Source organism: Mesobacillus selenatarsenatis SF-1, assembly GCF_000813125.1.
Lineage (GTDB): Bacteria > Bacillota > Bacilli > Bacillales > Cytobacillaceae > Mesobacillus > Mesobacillus selenatarsenatis.
This window is the reverse complement of the sequence record NZ_BASE01000020.1, coordinates 17,953-38,285: the sequence shown is the minus strand read 5'-3', so window position 1 is coordinate 38,285 and position 20,333 is coordinate 17,953. Positions and strand designations below refer to the sequence as shown.

At 41.7% G+C, this 20,333-nt stretch carries 16 protein-coding genes; 4 read left to right on the top strand and 12 right to left on the bottom strand.

Features of this window, described 5'->3' with window-relative positions; translation table 11 throughout:
* Positions 1-130 precede the first annotated feature (130 nt).
* Positions 131-2,425 carry a thiamine pyrophosphate-dependent enzyme gene (locus TY49_RS05155; protein ID WP_041964836.1) on the bottom strand — a complete coding sequence of 765 codons (2,295 nt, stop codon included), beginning with the start codon at positions 2,423-2,425 and terminating at the stop codon, positions 131-133.
* Positions 2,425-3,438 carry a 2-oxoacid:acceptor oxidoreductase family protein gene (locus tag TY49_RS05150; protein WP_041964835.1) on the bottom strand — a complete coding sequence of 338 codons (1,014 nt, stop codon included), beginning with the start codon at positions 3,436-3,438 and terminating at the stop codon, positions 2,425-2,427. The genes TY49_RS05155 and TY49_RS05150 overlap by 1 nt, the downstream gene beginning before the upstream one ends.
* Positions 3,439-3,765: 327 nt before the next feature.
* On the opposite strand from TY49_RS05150, the gene TY49_RS05145 reads away from it, so the two are divergent.
* Both TY49_RS05145 and TY49_RS05140 read left to right on the top strand, forming a co-directional pair.
* Positions 3,766-4,809: an acyltransferase family protein gene (locus tag TY49_RS05145; RefSeq protein WP_041964834.1), complete on the top strand. Its 1,044-nt coding sequence runs from the start codon at positions 3,766-3,768 to the stop codon at positions 4,807-4,809.
* Between the two features lie 151 nt (positions 4,810-4,960).
* Positions 4,961-6,721 carry a B12-binding domain-containing radical SAM protein gene (locus TY49_RS05140; protein WP_041964833.1) on the top strand — a complete coding sequence of 587 codons (1,761 nt, stop codon included), beginning with the start codon at positions 4,961-4,963 and terminating at the stop codon, positions 6,719-6,721.
* 22 nt (positions 6,722-6,743) lie between these two features.
* On the opposite strand, the gene ykzE is transcribed toward TY49_RS05140, so the two are convergent.
* Positions 6,744-6,887 carry a protein YkzE gene (ykzE, locus tag TY49_RS24905; RefSeq protein ID WP_198135587.1) on the bottom strand — a complete coding sequence of 48 codons (144 nt, stop codon included), beginning with the start codon at positions 6,885-6,887 and terminating at the stop codon, positions 6,744-6,746.
* Positions 6,887-7,048, bottom strand: a complete 162-nt coding sequence (gene ykzP, locus TY49_RS24900) for a protein YkzP (RefSeq protein ID WP_023615140.1) — start codon at positions 7,046-7,048, stop codon at positions 6,887-6,889. The genes ykzE and ykzP overlap by 1 nt, the downstream gene beginning before the upstream one ends.
* A gap of 137 nt (positions 7,049-7,185) precedes the next feature.
* Here ykzP and TY49_RS05135 point away from each other — a divergent pair, with 137 nt between their 5' ends.
* Positions 7,186-7,533, top strand: coding sequence for a DUF3905 domain-containing protein (locus TY49_RS05135; RefSeq protein WP_041964832.1), 348 nt, complete (start codon positions 7,186-7,188; stop codon positions 7,531-7,533).
* Between the two features lie 100 nt (positions 7,534-7,633).
* Here TY49_RS05135 and TY49_RS05130 read toward each other — a convergent pair whose 3' ends face one another.
* Entirely contained in the window at positions 7,634-8,989 is a 1,356-nt protein-coding gene (locus TY49_RS05130; protein WP_041964831.1) for a TrkH family potassium uptake protein, read from the bottom strand.
* Between the two features lie 281 nt (positions 8,990-9,270).
* Here TY49_RS05130 and TY49_RS05125 point away from each other — a divergent pair, with 281 nt between their 5' ends.
* The gene (locus TY49_RS05125) at positions 9,271-9,471 is read left to right on the top strand and encodes an alpha/beta-type small acid-soluble spore protein (protein ID WP_041964830.1); all 201 of its coding nucleotides are present in this window, start codon (positions 9,271-9,273) and stop codon (positions 9,469-9,471) included.
* 104 nt (positions 9,472-9,575) lie between these two features.
* Here the strand turns inward: TY49_RS05125 and TY49_RS05120 are convergent, their stop codons facing one another.
* The 7 genes from TY49_RS05120 to TY49_RS05090 all read right to left on the bottom strand — a co-directional run bounded on the left by TY49_RS05120 (position 9,576) and on the right by TY49_RS05090 (position 19,913).
* Complete coding sequence (locus tag TY49_RS05120; RefSeq protein ID WP_052442093.1) at positions 9,576-10,649, bottom strand: anti-sigma factor domain-containing protein; 1,074 nt, start codon at positions 10,647-10,649, stop codon at positions 9,576-9,578.
* A complete protein-coding gene (sigI, locus tag TY49_RS05115) occupies positions 10,646-11,392 on the bottom strand; it encodes an RNA polymerase sigma factor SigI (protein WP_041964838.1) in 747 nt (248 codons plus the stop codon). The genes TY49_RS05120 and sigI overlap by 4 nt, the downstream gene beginning before the upstream one ends.
* Positions 11,393-11,510: 118 nt before the next feature.
* The gene (locus tag TY49_RS05110) at positions 11,511-12,683 is read right to left on the bottom strand and encodes a DUF5667 domain-containing protein (RefSeq protein ID WP_052442092.1); all 1,173 of its coding nucleotides are present in this window, start codon (positions 12,681-12,683) and stop codon (positions 11,511-11,513) included.
* A 333-nt stretch (positions 12,684-13,016) separates the two neighbouring features.
* Positions 13,017-13,451: a hypothetical protein gene (locus TY49_RS05105; protein WP_232310379.1), complete on the bottom strand. Its 435-nt coding sequence runs from the start codon at positions 13,449-13,451 to the stop codon at positions 13,017-13,019.
* A gap of 326 nt (positions 13,452-13,777) precedes the next feature.
* Positions 13,778-15,325 carry an aldehyde dehydrogenase family protein gene (locus tag TY49_RS05100; RefSeq protein WP_084135383.1) on the bottom strand — a complete coding sequence of 516 codons (1,548 nt, stop codon included), beginning with the start codon at positions 15,323-15,325 and terminating at the stop codon, positions 13,778-13,780.
* 29 nt (positions 15,326-15,354) lie between these two features.
* On the bottom strand, positions 15,355-16,452 hold the full coding sequence (locus TY49_RS05095; RefSeq protein ID WP_041964827.1) for an SDR family oxidoreductase: 1,098 nt from the start codon (positions 16,450-16,452) through the stop codon (positions 15,355-15,357).
* 191 nt (positions 16,453-16,643) lie between these two features.
* The gene (locus TY49_RS05090; RefSeq protein WP_041964826.1) at positions 16,644-19,913 is read right to left on the bottom strand and encodes an efflux RND transporter permease subunit; all 3,270 of its coding nucleotides are present in this window, start codon (positions 19,911-19,913) and stop codon (positions 16,644-16,646) included.
* Positions 19,914-20,333: the final 420 nt, after the last annotated feature.

Here is a 20,333-nt window from a genome sequence, read left to right as displayed (position 1 = left end):
GGACACCTTTCCTCTCTGGAGCAATACCTTTATAGAGGCCTAAAATGCTACAAGAATCATCAAAAGTCGGATTCAGCCATGTCTGGCAAGTGTATATGAAAAGAAGCCAGGTTTCCCTGGCTTCTCTGTCTTAAAGATATTCGTTTTCGTGCTTAGCCTTTAGGCGCTGCCACCTTTTTTCGACTTCTTCTTCAAATTCCACGAGCATATCCTTATTTTCTTCTTTTAACAGATGCTTGGTTTTACCCATATATTTCAACCAATCTTCCAATGGGATCTTCTTGTTTTTTGCTTCTGGATTGTAAGTGATGTTTGTGACACCTTGCTCCACTTCGTATAACGGGAAGAAGTTCGAATTCACAGCTGCCTCGACAATTGTCTGGCCAAAGCGGTCTTCCGATTTCCAGTTAAGTGGGCATGTTATCAAAAGCTTACCGTATACAGTCCCTACATTTTGCGCATACCACTGTGCCTTCGCAGCCTTTTTTACTAGGTCCTGCGGGAAGGCTTCGGTTCCAGTAAATACATAAGGAATATTGGTAGAAGCCATGATCTGGGCTGTATCCTTATGATGGAACGCCTTACCCTGTTGTGCCTTGCCGACGTTTGATGTGCTCGTCATGTGGCCAAAAGGAGTAGAGTATGAAAGCTGGGAACCTGTATTCATATAGCCCTCGTTATCGTACTCAAGCATAATTAGCTTGTGACCGCGAAGTGCCGTGCCGATTGCCGATCCCATGCCGATGTCCATACCGCCATCACCGGTTACCATAACGAAGGTAGCATCTGCAGACACTTCGATTTCACCACGGCGCTTCAGTTCAAGGAAGGCTTCGAGCGTTCCTGATAATGTTGCCGCACCATTCTGGAACAGATTATGGATCGTCGTCTGCTTATGGGATGTATGAGGATACGCTGTTGTAACAACGTACGCACAGCCTGTTTGGAAAAGAATGACGAGATCTCCTTCAATTCCTTTAAAGAATAATTCCAGTCCGCCGAAGATTCCACAGCCTGGACATGCCCCATGACCTGATGCAATTCGTTTCGGCTTGGAAGTCAACGCTCTTAATGGCGGAATTTTGACATTCAGTTTATTCTTTTCTTCATCTCTTGTTACCTGGATAAGCCCTGAATTATAGACATCGCCATGCTGTGGCTCAATAACTTGCTTCAATGCTTTTTCAGGATCGCCAGCAACATGTCCGTAATAGTCGAACGGCTTTTCTGCGTATCCTTTTTCCACAGCGTCGATCGCCATATTGAAAAATGCTTCAGCATCATCCGCATAGAAGTCCTTGCCGCCAAGTCCAAACACCCTGCTCTGGACGATTGTTGCATTGTCCCTGTCTTCCTGCAGCGCTGACTTAATTTCGTGTGTCAGGTTAGGCCCATGACCGCCGTAGGAATCAGCACGCTCACCTACAAGCAATGATTTCACATTCTTCAGTGCTTTCCTGATTTCTTGTGCAGGGAATGGTCGGATAATGTTAGGGCTGATTACACCTGCCTTGATTCCCTTCTCACGAAGTCTGTCTACAACATCCTTGGCAGACTCTGCAGCTGAGTTCAACAGGAACAACGCTACGTCAGCATCTTCCATTTGATAAAGGTCAAGAATATCATAGTTTCTTCCTGATAGTTTTGCATATTCTGCAGCTACTTCTTTATAAACATCTTTCGCTCTGTACATCGCTTCCGATTGTTGGAAGTGGTTATTCATCAAGTCGTCGCCATTCATATGCGCTCCGATTGTCAACGGCTTCTTAGGATCTCTGGCAAAATTATATTCAGTCGGCGCTTCGCCAACAAATCTTTGGACTACAGCCCGATCCTTGAAAAAGTTCACTTTGCGCTTTTGGTGGGATGTAAAGAAGCCATCATAAGCGACCATGACCGGCAGGCGCACATCTGAGTGTTCGGCGATTTTCAGTGCCATAATGTTCATATCGTAAACAGCCTGTGGTGTCCTGGCAGTGAGGATTACCCAGCCTGTATTTAACGCAAAATACAAATCTGAATGGTCACCGCGGATATCCAGCGGACCGCTGATTGAACGAGTTACCAGGTTCAAGACCATTGGATAACGTGTTCCAGATTGTACCGGGAGCTGCTCAAGCATATACATCAACCCGTTCGCGCTTGTTGCGTTGAACACGCGGGCTCCGGTTGCTGCAGCACCGTAACAGATTCCCGCGGAACCATGTTCACCATCAGCAGGAATCAATTTGATATCATGCTCGCCCCTGGATTTCATCATATCGAGATACTGGGCAACTTCTGTAGAAGGGGTAATCGGAAAATAGCCCATGATATGATAATTGATCTGAGCTGCAGCCATTGCCGCCATTTCATTTCCGGATTCAAAGGTTGTCACCTGTTCTGCTGTACTCATTGCCTTTACGTTTTCTTCAAGAACGGACATTAAGAAACCCCTCCAGCCACATAAGGATAGTTATGTTTTACTTGATTCTCCTCAGCATAGCCGATCATTTCCCTCAGCTCGCCGAGCGCAGTAGTTGGACATGCCTCAACACACTTCAGGCAGCCTTTGCAATATTGATAATCGATTCCCTTTAGGAACATTTGCTTTCTGCCGCGTTTGTCCTCTCCTTCTTCCCATACAAAGCAATAATCAGGACATGCAGTATCACATGCGGCACAATTGATACATTCTTGCTGATTGAATTGGGGCAGGAATCCTTGTCTGGAACCGCTTAAATCCTTGAGGATACTATTTGCCTGCGCTGTAATCACACCGCCGATTTCTTGTGTTTCATATCCTAGAAGCGGCATTGGGCGCTTGAATTCTTTGCCCTGTGCTCCTTCTTCTGGTGCGTATGTTTTAAATTGAACGTCATTATAGCCTCTCTCGAACGTTCTGATATTCGGCTCAACTAAATGAGGATATTTCTTTTCAAAAGTTTTGCGGATAACATTTTTCATCGCTTCGGGATCGAGGAAATCAATGATCCGGTACAATGCACCAAGCATCGCAGTATTTACTTTCGTTTTTTCTTCGACAGCGATGGATAGCGCATCAACAATTGCCAGTGTTCCATGCTCAAGATGAAGATCTTTTTTGATGTCGTCAAAATCTCTCGTCGAATTCACCAGCAGGATTCCGTCCGGACGCAACCCGCTTACTACATCGACCATCTTATAAAGTGCCTCATGAAATACGCCGACAACATGCGGCTCTTCTATTGGACTGTGGACCCTGATTTCAGTGTCTGGTTCACAGAAACGGACAAAGCTTTTCACCGGCGATCCCTTTTTCTCCGATCCATATGATGAAAAGTTGGATCCGTTCAAACCAAGACCAAGGACACCTGCTTCCGCAAGCATCTTTCCTGCAAGGTTTGCACCAAGTCCTCCAATCGATTCAAGTCTTATCTCGTAAAACCCTAATTCATTCTTTTTCGGTAAGATAGACATATTCTCCCTCCCCAATTTGGTTGTAAAGGTAATTGACTTAAAACATTCCCCACAAATAATTTTATCGACTTTACAATTATTAAGCTGTGACATATATCAAACATTTGAATTTTTTTATTGGAACACACCCAAAAATATTCAGCTTAAGCCGTATCTTATAATGAAAATCTTTTATATAACAGAAAGAAATTTGTAATAGTACAGAAACATTTATTCCTGATTCAGGATTTTATTCCTTAATATTGAGCAATTAGCCTGGTTTGCAATTATCCTGGACGGGGTAAAAAAGGGTTAGTATTTTGGGGGTCTCTAATTAAGGGAGGAAATATGAAACAACGAGATTACTACTTTGACAATGCCAAGTTCATCTTGATTTTTTTCGTCGTATTTGGCCATCTTTTGCGCTCGTTCATTGAAGACAATGAAATGATTTATAATGTTTATAAAGTTATTTATACATTCCATATGCCGGCCTTCATCCTTGTTTCTGGATTTTTTGCGAGAGGCTTCAATAAAAAAGGCTATGTAATGAAAATTGCCAAGAAATTAATACTGCCTTACTTTATTTTTCAGCTGATCTATTCTATTTTCTATTATTTCCTATACAGCAAGTCCACTTTTACGATGGATCCATTGAATCCGCACTGGTCTCTATGGTTTTTGATCAGTTTATTCTGCTGGAATATCATGCTGATCGGTTTTTCAAGAATTAAAGCACCCATTGGACTTTTGATTGCATTTGGATTAGGCTTAGCTGTCGGATATGTAGATTGGATATCCAACTATTTAAGTCTTTCAAGGACCTTTGTTTTCTTTCCATTGTTCCTGCTCGGGTACCATTTGACAAAGGATCATATCCAAACACTTACAAGGCCAGCCTTCAAAGTTGGAGCACTGGTAACCTTCGCCATTGTATTCTTAGGATTTTATTTCAATCCAGATATAGACTATAAATGGCTTCTTGGTTCTAAACCTTACTCATTGATGGAAGCAGCTTCAATATCAAGCATGTTCACTCGTTTAGGCTTTTACTTATTGAGCCTGCTGATGGTGTTCAGCTTCTTGACAATCGTTCCAAAGAAGCAATATTTCTTTACAGACCTGGGAAAAAATACGCTTTACGTATATCTGCTGCACGGCTTTTTTGTACGAACCTTCCGTGAAAGCGAAATTCAGAACTTCTTCCATAGTCCTGAACGAATCCTTTTGCTTGCAGTCATCGCACTGCTGCTGACTCTCCTGTTGTCCAGCAAGTACGCAGCAGCAATAGCACAACCGCTCATCGAGTTTAAAACCTCAAGAATCAACCGCCTTAAAAACCGGTTCACAGCCATCCTGAGGTTCTATCGACGGAAGCTATTGAGTAGTTAAAACTTTCTAATATAAGCATTATCAAGAGCCATTCATTCCAGGGAATGGCTCTTTTCATTTTTTCAACTGCATTCCACCTGTCTTTTTTGTCTAAACTGAGATATAATTAAAAGTTGATTTGCTGCTGGATTTTTACAAAGGAGATTTTTCAATGAACATAGTACTAACAACGCTCAACGCGAAGTATATACACACCAATCTTGCAATCAGGTATTTGAAGGCATATGCTCAACCAGAGTTTGACTTGAAGCTAGTTGAGTATACAATCAAGGATCCCGTCATTAATATCGTGTCAGACTTGATTCAAAAGCAACCTGATGTCATTGGATTCAGCTGCTACATTTGGAATATTGAAGAAACCATAAAAGTTATCAAGATGATCAAAAAGATTAACCCGGAAATTAAAATCATTGCCGGGGGGCCAGAGGTTACTTACGACGTTCAGGATTGGATGAAGGAAGTGCCAGAGTTTGATTTCATTGTCATTGGTGAAGGTGAACAGACATTCAAGCAGCTTCTTTCCGCACTAGATTCAGGAGCGGATTTTTCGGGAGTACCTGGCATAGCTTATCGAAAAAACGACAGCATCCAAATGAATCCCCAACGCAATAAGCTGGATTTAAAAGAACTTCCATCACCATATCGTTTTGAAGAAGATCTTCCCCATCTCTCTAAAAGGGTAACTTATCTCGAAACAAGTCGCGGCTGCCCTTTCAGCTGCCAGTTTTGTCTCTCCTCCATTGAAGTCGGTGTCCGTTACTTCGACAGGGAGAAGGTCAAGGAAGATATCCGTTATCTAATGACGAATGGTGCGAAGACAATCAAATTCGTCGACAGGACATTCAATATCAGCCGAAGCTACGCAATGGAAATGTTCCGGTTCCTGATTGATGAGCATCTTCCTGGGACTGTGTTCCAATTCGAAATCACTGCTGATATCATGCGTCCAGAGGTCATTGAATTCTTGAACCAGGAAGCGCCTGCAGGATTATTCCGCTTTGAAATTGGCGTACAGTCGACTAATGATTATACAAATGAATTGGTGATGAGAAAACAGAATTTCGATAAGCTAAAGCGTACCGTGACAATGGTCAAGGAAGGCGGCAAGATTGACCAGCACCTTGACTTAATTGCCGGTTTGCCCGAAGAAGATTATCAATCGTTCAAAAAAACATTTAATGATGTGTTTGCAATGCGGCCCGAAGAATTGCAGCTTGGCTTCCTGAAGATGCTGAGAGGGACTGGATTGAGACTGCGGGCTGACCAGCATGATTATGTTTATATGGATCATTCACCATATGAAATCCTTGGGAATAATGTCCTTGATTTCAACGATATCATCAAGATCAAGCAAGTTGAAGATGTACTTGAAAAATATTGGAATGACCACCGGATGGATCTTACGGTGGAATATCTAGTCACAAAGGTTTTCCCATCACCATTTGATTTCTTCCAGGAATTCGGCTCTTATTGGGAGACAAGAGGATGGTCCCGGATTGGCCATCAGCTCGAAGACCTGTTCAAAAGGCTGTTCAATTTTCTCGAGGAAAAAGGTGTGGACAATTTAGAAGCGATTGAATGCTTGATGAAGTATGATTACCTTGCAAGCATGAAACATAAGCCACGAAAGCCATGGTGGGAACTGAGTCTGGACAAGCAGGAGCGTTCTGAATTGTACCGTGGCATCATTCATAACCCTGATGCCCTTGGCCATCAGTACTCAGAATTGAATATCAGTGAAAAAGATTTGTATAAGCATACACTGCTTGAGGATATCACGATTGACCTGGAGAAGTTTATTGAAGATGGAGAAATTGAGTACTCCCCTTCATACATGCTTGTTTATTTTGATTCTAAATTGGAACATCCCCAATTTTTCACTTTTAAAGTGCAAGATGTAAAGCCGGCTTAATCAGCCGGCTTTTTATTTTCAACTACTTACATTCCTTATCAGCTTTGGGCTTCGCTTTTCTTCCTGAAAAAGGGAGCTCATAAAGCTTTCCAGCATTTATATCGCCAAATTCCATGCCAAACTCAACGTTTATTGGCTTTTGGTGCCGACCTTCATGCTTTTTCATCACGATCTTCCTTTCCTGCCTTGCTTTGAATTTCTATTGGCAAATTTGCCTGGATCTTCCCCATGAGCAAACTCTGCAGAAAATTCGCTTTCCTGAAGATTTTTCTTAGGTGTATTTGTATATTTAGCCAATGCATTTCTTTCTGCCTTCCGTTTAGCCATTCTAACCACCTCCATACTACTATTTTTTTCAATCGGCGATAGGCTATGTACTGATTTGATTACCTAATTTTACAAAAGGATCAATCTAATAAAATTCGTCATAAGACAAAAAATAACCTCAAAAAGGAGGAGCTGAAATGGCAAAAAAAGATCGTGAGCTAAAACCATTGGATATCGAGGAAACCATGCCCCATCAAATAAATGCTCCGAGCTTTAAAGATACAGGCATCGAAATGAAAGCTCCATTCAAGAATGAGCATGGAGTCATCATCGGAGACAGTCTCTACGCATCAGAAAATTCTCCGCTTGAAAATTGGACTGACGAGACAGATCCAGCAGTCATGGCCGGCGATGAATGGGTACACCCTACAAATGATATAGGGTGGAACACTGCTGAAAACAGGGATCTTCTTGAAGAAAAGAGAAAGCCGCAGGCCTATCCATTTATGCACCCTACAAAAGATGTGAGCAAAGGCCAGGATTAATAATCAGCCCACTACGACAATGAGAGCCAGGCAAACTTGTAGGAAAATCATTAAAGGAAACAAAAAATCCGGGATATCCCGGATTTTTTGATATGAACCATTAACCAATTATCACACGTTCCTTTGGATAATGGATGCTTTCTTTTTCTGTTTTACCGCCAATGATCAACAGGAAGGATATGACTCCAACTCTTCCAATGAACATCAAAATAATTAGAACCATTTTTCCAATCGCCGAAAGCTCTGGAGTGATACCCATGGATAAGCCTGTTGTTCCGAACGCAGATGCAACTTCAAAAATGATGGCTAATAGTGATTGATTCTCCGTAACCATCAGAATAAGGACGGCAAAGAAACATATAAGTACAGCCATGATGGAGACAACCAAAGACTTGATTATATCATCCTGGTGCAACTCTCTGTTAAATACCCTGATTGCTCGTCTTCCTCTCGCAAAGTGGTAAAGGAACAAGAGATTTATCGCAAAAGTTGTTGTCCGAATCCCTCCGCCGACCGAACTCGGTGATGCCCCGATAAACATCAGAGCTGCCATCAGAAATAAGGTAGGGTCAGTAAAATCATTTACATCCATTGTCGCCAAGCCACCACTTCTGGTTGTCGTGGACTGGAAAAAAGCATAAAAGAATGAATCCAACAGAGATTTATCAGATAAGAAATGATTATATTCCAGTACCCAAATTGCAACGGTTCCGAAGATAAGGAGGCAAAGGAACGTAAGAGTAGTAATCTTTAGAAATAGTGAGAAACGGAACGGCCCACTTTTTTTGCTCCTGAACAGGAAACTTTTCAGTTCAACCAGCACAGGGAAACCAATTGCACCAAGTGTAATCAATAGCATATTGATTGTAACTACAAAATAATCCTGTGCATACGGGATCAGTGAGGCTCCGGTAATATCAAACCCTCCATTGGTTGTAGCACTGACAGATGCAAACAAACCATGAAGAAATGCTTCTTGCCATGTCGGAAAGTATTTTAAGAAATATAGTCCTAATAGCAGTGCACCAATTAATTCAATTATGACAATAATGACCAGAATTTCTTTCAGCATCTTCACGAGCCCTGACATCGATGTCTGGTTCTGGTCCATCATGATTAATCTGCGTTCCTTCAGCCCAATTTTCTTCCTTATAATTAACCAGAAGAATGTGCCAAGCGCCATGACTCCAATCCCGCCGAACTGCAGGACGAACATGAGGATAAAGATTCCCGGTACAGTAAAAGTATCACGTACCGTTATTACTGAAAGTCCGGTAACACTGACAGCACTTGCGGCAGTGAATAACGCATCCATGAAAGACCATTTTGCCCCGGGCTGTATGGCAATAGGCAAACTTAATAAGCTCATCGAGACAATTACCGCAATCAAATAATAAGCTACGATAATTTGCGCAGGAGATAATTTGTTCAACCTTCTTCTAATATTAATCCACATAATTGCTTCCTTTCAGCCCTGATTCATTTACATACCATACCTATGATAAAGAATATCATCTGATTAATAAAGTACTTTCTTGCAGTTTCCATCCATCCTTTACGCCTTCGGCAAGAATCAACAGTGTTTAACACCACCACCGATGAGCTTTAATAGAGCCAAAAATCAGGTAAACATTATCCAAAAGGATAAAAGATTACCACTTATGAATTCACCTTCAATGTTCAAACTATCTATACAGAGAAATTTTTCTCTGTATACTAACAAAGGAGTTGATAATGATGGCTCGTAATTCAAATAAATTGCTGGTTCCTGGCGTTGAACAGTTCATGGACCAGGTTAAATATGAGATCGCTCAGGAATTTGGAGTGAATCTTGGTTCCGATACAGTTTCAAGAGCAAATGGCTCAGTCGGAGGAGAAATCACTAAACGCCTTGTTCAGCAAGCACAGGCACAGATCTCTGGCCAAAACCAGCAATAAATTGATGGAGTAGTTATTGCATATAGCATATCCACTATCTCCATAAACAATTGAATATGGACATGGAAAAAAGTCCGGATTAAATTCCGGACTTTTACAATTAACTATTTATTTCCAGGATTGTCTTTATTTTCCCCTGATCGCCCCATGTTGTCACTTCTGGGGCCTTGTTGGTTGTTAGACTTTTTTTCAGCTTTATATTGTTTTTGGTTCTGACCATTTTTTTTGCTATTGCCTTTATCAGCATGTTTGTTGTTGTTACCTTGCCAATTCTTGTTGTTATCCTGGCCATTACCGTTCTTTCCGGAATTTTTATTTCCTTTGCCTTTATCTTGTGCAGGCTGTTCCGCCTTGTTTGGTTCTTTTGGAACCTGAGGATCTTTTTTCTTCACCTGACCTGGTGGTTCCTTCTTTTCAGGCTGTGGGACAACAGAAGGAACAGGGTCTTTCTTTCCTGGCTCTGGTTTGGCTTTTTCCTTTTCATCCAGCTTGCCAGCAGGCTTCAGCGTATCCTTTTGCTTTTCTTTGTATACGCCAGTTGTAACACCCTGCTTTTGTGCCTTCTCCCTGTCTTCAATTGTTGCTTCCATCACTTTAAGATTCAAGTTTTCAATTTGTGTTGATTTCTTTATTTCTGATATCTTCTTTTCAAGTTTTTGGTCCACAGATTCTTTAGCTTTCTTATTATGAACAGTCGCGATGACAACGTCTTTTTCTTGTGTTAAGAAACCTTCATCCTTGATTTCCTCGATGATCATCTCTGCAACCACAGCTGCATCCTTCTTCTTCCAGTCTTTTATTTCCCCAATGATTTCTTCCCCTTCAGGATTATACCCTTTCATACGAAGGACCTTTAAATCATCATTGACTGCCAGTTCAATGCTTGGATTCACATCAATGGACATAAATGCATAAACCTGTCCGTTTTGGTACGCAGGAACAAGCGCAGTCATTGCAAGCATGAATACTGCTGCAAGAGCAATACTCCTTGCCTTAAAGCTATTTAAAAACGATAGATTGAATCTTTTCTTTTTAACAGTTAGCGTTTCTGGAAAAAAATGAATTTCTTCTCCTACCTGATAATCTTGTTGAAGCTTTCGGGCCCGTAAAAACTCGCCTTCGGGGGTCAACAATGTTAGGTAAAGATCATTGATTTCAAGGATAACCCCTTTTCTCATGTCTCTAACACCCCTTTAATATAATCCTTTAAATATACATAATCCCCAATTAAAATAAGTGCAATTGCAATAATATATTTTCTGTTTCTCTCTATGGTTTTTCTGCTGACTTTGACCATGTCTTCCAATTGCTTGATTGGCAAGCGCTTTTTATCGAGAAGCAAGTTCTTTAATTCCTCGTTTTCAACCATTGATTTTGCAACAAGCATCGCATTTTTGCGGGCATCTGCATGCTTAGGCGACTGCTCGAGCAAATCCTGGAAAGACAGATCAAAGTCTTTTAATACAGCTTGGAATTGGATGATCTCTTCTCTTCTTAGTTCCTGTTCTGTCTTTTTACGGAAATCATCAAGAGAAAGCTCATCTTCAATGGTCGATCTTTGCTGTTCTTCCTCATTTGGATCATTCGATATATTGAAGCTGAGGTTTTGATTCCGGCTCTGCTGTCGGATATAATCAATGACCCTCCGCTTAATCATTACCTCTGCAAAACTTAATAATGAATTCCCTTTTTCAGATGAATATTTTTGGATTGCCTCATTGAATGCGATGAGACCAATGCTAAATTCATCGTCCGATTCATGTATGTATCTCTTGCAGACAGACGAAACAGTCTTCGCGATAAATGGCTTATAAGAATCAATTAATTCTTCTCTTAAAGCAGCATCCCCCTGGTGGATTTTCTCTACAGTTTCTTCCAGTGGTCTGCGCTTTTTCTTTGCCATGAACAATAAACTTAGCAATAGCCTCACCTCTTTCCTCCCCACATTATATCATGACTGTCAATTTATCTATCTGTGGTTAGGCAGTGAAAAGATAGCCACATAAGGCTACCTTTTCGAGTCTATTGTTCATTATGAATTAGTTTTTATCATTACCTTTTCCGTTACCTTTGCCATTTCCATTGCCTTTATTTTCATGTTTCTTTGAATTCTTTTCTTGTTTCTTATCTTGCTTAGCCTGGTGTTTTTCTTCTTTCTTTTGCTGTTTAGCTTCCTTGCGTTCCTGTTTTTCAACAGCCTTTTGTGCTTTACGCTCTTGTTTAGCTTTTTCTTTTTCAGCTTTTGGTGACACTACCGGTACTACAGCTGTGTCGTCATTTACAGGCATTGTTTCTTCAGCAGGCTCTTCAACAACTGGTGTTTCATCAGCAGGCAGAAGATCTGACTCAACCACTGGTTCTAGTTCTACTGGCTCAGTTGTTTGTGTATCTTCTTCCTCAACAGGCTTCTCTGCATACTTTTCTTCTAATTTAGCCAATTTTTTTGCCATTTTAGCGTATGTTTTGTCAATGTTCTTTTGAAGTTGCGCTCTTGCATTTTCATTGCCCACGTGTTCCATGGCAGCTTTTAATGCAATGATATTCTGTCTGAGCATTCCTTCGATTTCTTCGAAAGGATCTTCACTTACAACCTCTTCTTCCTCAGACCCTTCTTCCGCGTCTTCATCGCCAGGCTCTTCAGCTACAACATCGTCAGCAGGCTCTTCGCCATCTTCAGTCGATTCTTCAGAATCTGCTTCCTCTGTGTCTTCATCAGATGGTGTACCATCTTCTGGGTCTGTTCCTTCTTCAAGGTCAGCATCTTCTTCATTTGATACTTCCTCATCTACAATCTCTTGTGAAGATTCCATATATTCAACAGCTGCTTCGATTACTTTAAGGGCTTCTTCTTCATTTCCCTCAGCAAATAGAGCACTTGCCTCTTGAAGGCGTTCTGCGGCGTATGTAGCAAGCAATTCTGCTTCTTTAGCATTATCAAATGTAAAAGCAAGCCTTATTTTCTCCAGTGCGATTTTAGCAAAGTAGAAGAAGTCACCAGGAATCAAAGATGGGTTTATTTCTTCAAGCTCATCGACCTGTGTCTTTGCTTCTTCAAGCTCTTCAGGGCTGACATTTTGCAGTTCTACAGTTTCAACCTCAGAATTGTTCTCTTCTGCCATTGCAACTGGCGAAAATGTAAATGTTCCAGCAAGCACTAAAGCCAATGTACTCTTGGCGATTTTTTTCATCTCTTGGTTAGAAAGTTTCTTCATTCTCAATTCACCTCGTAAGTTTTTAGGAGCGGCCGCTTTAATCATTACAAGGTTACGTTTGCGCTTACTTTGTTATGGGGGTTTTATTAGAAAAAAATAAAAAGGCTTCAGTCAAAATATGACTGAAGTGTTAAGAACATTGTTGATATATATGGTTTTACAAGGAATTTTAGTTCTTATAAAATATTATAAGGCAACCTCGACTAAAGTCTGCCACCTTCCCATCTTTTACCGATTTATTGGCTTAGTCCGCATAAAAAAAGGACCACACCACCGGGAGAAAACATAATTTAGATTTCTCCCAGGAAGATAGGACTTATTGCAATATGTATTCTAGTTGTAATAAAACTTAAGTAATAACTTCCTGATCAAGAATCCGGTAATCACTCCGGGAATGACAAAAAGCATTGGAAGGAAAACAGGCCCTGGAAATAGTCCAAATATTTTAACCTTCGGTGATATCATCAAACCAACTGTTACGAAATAGGCTGAGAACACAAAAGGCAAAAAGGTGATTTTCTCTTCCGCAGGCATCGCACTTCTATACGCATCCCACATGGCGAACATATATAAACATGGGTAGAACATCAGCCACTGGTAGTCCAGGACATGCATAGCCTTTTCCGTCTCCCCAAGGAAGCTATACATTATTCCTTTATTAAAATTACTATTAACGTTAACTAGGAACTCAAGCAGGACAAATAAAATGCCCTTTACAAGGTTCCCCGTCAGTAGCTGGGCAAACCCTGGCAGTGCGATGCTCCACATTACCGCTTCTAGTTTGGTTAAGTTCTTTTTTATCGCCACGTCATGTTTCATCCTTTAGTCATATTATTGGTACCTTTATGAATGTTTAATTTTCCAAAGTGTCAAAAGAACACATGGAAATTTTTTTTGTATCCTGTGCATTTTGCTACTTGTTTTAGATTGTCCAAATTGTGCTTCGAATTATCATTTTTCCAGTTAATTGTTAAATTAATTTCGTAAGAATTACCTGATCCATGTTGAATATATAAATACAGATCAATAATAAGCTGGATAGGAACATTTGGCTAAATTAATAAAACCGCCCCTAATACCGGGACGGTTAAAAATTATTTGTTACTTTTCAAGAGGGCGATATAGTTTTTAGCAAAAGTGAGCCAATCTCTTTTGTCGGCAAAATAGCTTTTGAATAAATTCAGGAACAATGGATATTTACCTTTATACGGATACCATTGAATTTCAGATTTCATAAAACCCATGTCTTCCATGATTGCTTTTTCATGACAAAAGATCTTCAAACCTGCCTCAGAATGATATCGTCCAATGCCGCTTTCCTTAGTTCCCCCGAAAGGAAGACCATGGTTGGCTACAGTAATAAGTACATCATTGATGACCACAGCTCCGGAAACCAGTTTGGAAGCGACACGACGCGCCTTCGCTTTATCCTGAGTCCAGACACTTGCATTTAGTCCATATACGGTTCCATTAGCATATGCTATTGCTTCTTCTTCCCTATCGAATGGGACAACAGGAAGCAATGGGCCGAAAGATTCTTCCTGGATGATTTTCATGTCTTGCTCGACTTCAGTAATGACGGTAAGCGGCAGGAACATGTCTTCCTTCCAATCAGAAGGTTTCAATCCAGTTTCCAATTTCGCCCCCCGTTCAAGTGCTTCATCCAGTTGTTCTCTTACCACGTCTTTCTGGGCTGGAAAAGTCATTGACCCCACATCTGAGTTTATATCGTTCCCCTGCTGAAGAGAGTTGACTTCTTTTTTCAATTTTTCAAGGAACTTGCCATATATTGACCGTTCCACATATAACCGCTCAGCGCTCATACAGACCTGGCCACTGTTTGTAAAAGCCCCCCAAGCAGCTGCCTTAACTGCCCTGTCGAGATTGGCATCTTCAAATACAATCATTGGATCCTTGCCGCCGAGCTCCAGAGTTGTGGGAATCAAATCCTTCGCAGCCTGCTGCTGAATGATCTTCCCTGTTCGGACAGAGCCTGTAAAGAAGATGTAATCTGGCTTACCCGATGTGAAAGCAGCACCAACTTCCTTGCCGCCATGAGCAACCTGTACAGTTCCTTCCGGGAATCCAGAGCGCCTGAATAAGTCTTCGATACATTTACCAACAAGCGGGGTCACCTCTGATGGCTTTAGGATGACAGAATTGCCTCCTGCCAGAGCGCTGATCATCGGTACCATCGCCAGCTGCAGCGGATAATTCCAGGGTGATATTACAAGTACGACACCACGCGGCATATATTCAATAAAGGATTTTTTTCCGATAAGCAATAAAGGTGTTTTAACTTTTTGCCTGCTAAGAACCTTTTCAGCATGCTTGATAATATGATCGATTGCATCAAGTGTCGGCATAATATCGGCCACAATTGACTCGGTCAATACCTTGCCAGTATCATCTGAGATGATTTTTGCAATTTCATCCATTTCATCGACCATCAGCTGCTTCAGCTTTCTTAAATATCCGGTACGCTCAGAAATAGCAAGACTGCTCCAAGCCCCAAAAGCCTTCCTCGCCTCCTGATAGAAGAACGGAACTTCATGGACAGGCGTCTCCTCGATTTCGGCAATAATCTCCCCTGTCGCTGGTGCCAATACCGATAACTTTTGCACTTCTTCAACTGAATGCACGTTCATTCACCTGCCAATAATTTAAAGTCTTATATAATGTTTATTTGGTACTGATTATTATGTTTATTTTCTCGATAGAAAGCCGCCATTGCAGCTATCCCTTCCTTGAAATCCGGGCATGCGATCCCTGAATCCTTTAAGTCATCCTGTGCCTGGGACGAATCGAAATGGCCTCTCCATGTAAAATAGTCAAGTGCTTCTTTTTCGACTCCAAGATACCTTCTGAGCACCCTGAAATTGAGTCCTCCTTTTGCGAGCGCCAGTGGTACAGAACCTTTTGGCTGCTTCTTCAACAATTCGTACATCATCATTTCATAAAGCTCAGACACTTTGTATGGTTTGGGATCTGTGAGATGATATGTTTTCCCTGCTCCTTTATCAGCAAAGGTTAAATAGGTTGTCGCCTCAATAATATAATCCACTGGCACAAGATTGACAACAGTATCGCCTTTTCCAAGCTTTGGCAAGAATGGCATGAAGCTGAGGCGGTCGATAAAATTCATGATGAAATACGGGCCATCAAATTTAATGGTTTCTCCAGTTGCTGAATGGCCTTTAACAATTCCTGGCCTGATGATGGTGACAGGAATCTCGGACTTCAATGCTTCCACGAGCACTTCAGCTTCATATTTAGTCTCTTCATAGTAGTTTTTGAAACCGGGTGGCTTGATTAATTCATCCTCATACAATATACCTTCCCGTTTGCCTGCAACATATCCGGTACTGAAATACGTATAGCGCTTGAGATTTTTTAAAGTCCTCGCCCATTCATTCACGTACCTTGTTCCATCCACATTCACACGGAACGCAATTTCCTTAGGAACCGCGAGGTCATATATAGCTGCCAGGTGGAAGACATGCGTTACAGCCGACTCAAGCTTTGCTTGCTTTTCATGGTCAATCGCCAAGCCTGATACTGTAATATCCCCTTTTATAATCTCGAACTGACTCTCAGACATGCTAAAATCCTGAATGATTGCTGCTCTCTCAGCCTCTGCCTTCTTTACCATATTAGGCAACACCAATACATGAATCTTTCCTTTACCATCATTTTTTCGTAAAACTTCTCTAATTAATTGATTGCTGATGAATCCAGGAAATCCTGTAAAAAAGTACCCGTACTCCATGAATATCCTCCTCACCGTTAATTAGCTATATTTTAACGATAAGCGCTTACATCTGCAATCACTTTGCAAACTATTCTGAAAAATACGATAAATAACGGGGTAGGTGCAAGTCATTTAGGAAACTTGTTCGTGTATTGTGATGTTTTTTAGGAGAAAAAAATGTCTGGCTAATTTCAGCCAGACATCCCACATTATCTTCGTCTTCTAAAATCTTGATGTGAATCTTCTTCGTCTTTTATTTGGTAAAGGAGCTCTTCTAACATACCGGCCATTTCTTCTTTCGTGTATTTTCCCTTTTGGATAGATGACGGCCTTTCTTCTGTTCCCGTTTCATATTCTGATTCTGTATGCTCTTTTAGCAGATAGGCTGGTACCAGATGGCCATCTGGTGTCGCATACATTTTATTTCTTCTTCGATAGTCCTTGTCAAAGAAACTATAGACTACCGGAATAACAAACAGGGTCAGGAATGTACTGCTGATCAGGCCTCCAATGACTGTAATTCCCATTGGCTGGTTAATTTCAGTTCCTTCCCCAATGCCTAGCGCGAGTGGAAGAAGGCCAAGAATGGTCGTCAACGCCGTCATCAAGATTGGCCGTGCCCTGTCTTTTACCGAAAGAACAATCGCTTCGTGCGGTATCAAACCACGCTCTTTCTTCTGGTTGATGTAGTCAACGATTACAATTGCATTATTAACTACGATACCTGCAAGCACAATGATTCCGATCACCACCGTCAAGCTTACTGGTGTTCTCGTTGCCGTCAGCGCCAGTGCGACACCAATTACCATCAGCGGAACCGTGAACATGATGACAAATGGATACTTCAGTGACTCAAACTGGGCCGCCATGACAAGATAAATCAAGATGATTGCCAGTACGAAAGCCAGTACAAGATCATCAATTGATGATTCAAGCAGCTCTCTGTCTCCACTGAAGACAACTTCAGTTTCTTCTGGTAAATCAAGCTCAGATATCCTCTCATCCACCTTTTTGGAAATATCACCAAGGTTCGTTGAGGATTTGTATTTCATTGTGAATTCCACTGCACCCTGCTGATTGATTCGCTGGATTCTGACAGGGCCGCTGCCGGTTTCAATATTGGCAACCTGGCCAAGGGTAACATAGTTACCGTCAGGCTTCTTGATCAAAAGCTTTTTCAGCTCATCGATATTCTTGGTTACTTCACTATCATATTCCACATATACACCAAGAATTCCCCCATCTTCACCGGGCATTTGTGTTGCCATATCCCCACGAGTTACATTGTTAACAATCATGGCAATTTGCGCTGGTGCCAGTCCCTGGGCCAGTGCTTTTTCCCTGTCAACCGTAATCTGAATTTCCTCAACAGTATCATTCTGGCTTGTAGTCAGCTCATTGACATCATCGAGCTCATTCAGGGATTCATATATTCTATCAACAGACTCATTCAGCCGTTTTTCACTGGTATCGCGAACATTGAAAGTCAGGGTGTTCGGAGCCGAACCGGATGTGGACTGCATATTAAAACCTAGTTCAGCACTGTTGTTTGCATTTGCCGCAGCTTGTTCCAGCTCTTTTTTTACATCATCGACAAACTGGAAGGTACTGATTTCCCGTTCTTCAAGCTCATCCATCTTTACATACAGTTCACCGACATTGGCATTCGTCGTGCCTCTGAATGAAGCCTCTTGTGTAGTACCAACCAGGCTTACATAAACATCGACCTCTTCTTCATCTTTCAATTTATCTTCGAGAGCAGCCATGACTTTTTGAGTCTCAGAAAGAGCGGCTCCATTTTCGAGATTCACCCTGATGCTGAAGAATCCTTCATCAGTAGGAGGGATGAACTGGGTGCCAACTGTTGTCACTCCATAACCGCCTCCGGCCAGCATCAGCAAAGTGACCAGAATGACGATGAATCGATGGCGAAGTGCCCACCTGATTGATTTTTCCAATCCTCTCAATGAGCCTGAACGCTGCCTTCTCGCTTCGAGATTTTTCTTCGGAGCCTTCAATAGCCTGCTGGCTAACATTGGGACAACAGTCAATGCAACCACCAATGAAGCAAACAAACTGAATGAAATCGTCAAAGCGAACTCTGTAAACAGCTCGCCGATGATACCAGAGATGAAGACAACTGGCAAAAACACTGCTACAGTCGTCAAAGTTGATGCAGTAATGGCAGCTCCTACTTCCTTAGCTCCATCCCTTGCCGCTGTTTTCGGATCCTTGCCCATTGAAAGGTGACGATATATATTTTCGATAACGACGATGGCGTTATCAACCAGCATCCCGATACCAAGTGCCAGTCCCCCAAGGGTCATGATATTCAATGTAAAATCAGCAAAGAACATCAATACGAAGGTGAAGATGACGGAATACGGAATCGCTATCCCGATGATAAGCGGACTCTTCACATTTTTTAGGAAGAAGAACAGAACGGCCATCGCTAGCAATCCCCCGAGAATCAAGGAGGTTGTAATATTGCCGATTGCCATTTTTATGTAATCTCCCTGGTCAAAAAGTACCTCCGACTCGATCCCAGCGTATTTATCACGTTCAAGCAATGTCTCCAACTCTTCGAGAAAAGCTTCAGAAACCTCTGCCGTGTTGGCATCCGATTGCTGCAGGACACTCAACAGTACGGAAGGAGTTTGGTTCGTCCTTGTAATCGTATTATCATCCTGTTTTTGCAGCTCAACTGTTCCAACATCCTCTAGTTTGACCTTCTGATTTGTCACCGGATTGTTGAATACTGTCAAGTTCTTTAAGGTATCTAATGAATCCAAAGTACTGATGATCCTGGTCGTCAGTTCTTTGCCATCTGTCAAAATCGTATCACCAGGCATCGATACATCATTAGCCCTGATCAGGTCCACAACATCGGACTGGCTCAGTTTATAGCTCTTTAACTTTTCCTGGTCAAGCTCTACCCTTACTTCCTGTACTGATGTACCTGATAAATTGACGCTTGCAACCCCTTCGACCTTGGTAAGCTCCAGTTCTAGCTCTTCAGCCAGCTCCCTTAGCGCAGATTCATCCTGGCCAGAGCTTAATGAAAGCTGGATGACTGGAAATTGAGACGGATCGAACTTCATGAATCTCGGCTTATTCGCATCGTCTGGAATCGGTGTCATATCCATTCTCTGTATGACTTCATCCTGGATATCATCAATATTGGTTGTCCAGGAAAACTGCATCAGGATCAGGTTGGCACCTTCCTGTGAAGTAGAGGTCATCGTTTTGATTCCCGGTAGCGTAGCCAAATTAGCCTCGAGTGGCTTCGTCACCTTTTCCAAAACTTCCTCTGGACTGGCTCCCTGATAATTGGTCACAACTACCCCAACAGGCGGATTTATATCCGGGATCAGTTTCAAAGGAATCCTCATCAATGAAACAACCCCAAGAATCAGGACCAAGAACATGGTCACTAATGTAAATACAGGCCTTCTAATCGAAAAATTACTGATTTTCATACGCGAACTCCTTTCGGCGGTAACACACAGTGACTGACCGGACGGTTATTATGTACCATCCTTAATATAGTGAAGCAACATGGATAATTCAACTATCCAGTGTACAATTATAAGAACAATTTTTAACATTTGTATCCCATAAGCATACCTTTCATTTTATAGTAACCAAAGAATTAATGAAACTTTAAGGCACTTAAAATAACCACCTATTTTGACTGAAGAATTATGTTCCGCACCCCAAATTGATTTTCTGGATTTCAGGAACAGAGTCGGAGATATTGTGACCAGACTTTGGCCTTTTTTAGTATTCAGGCACATAAATTCTGTTTATGTTACTGGTTTGACTGCCACCTTCCCAGTTCAGGCACATAAACCCTGTTTATGTTACCGGTTTGGCTGCCATCCTCCCAGTTTGGGCAC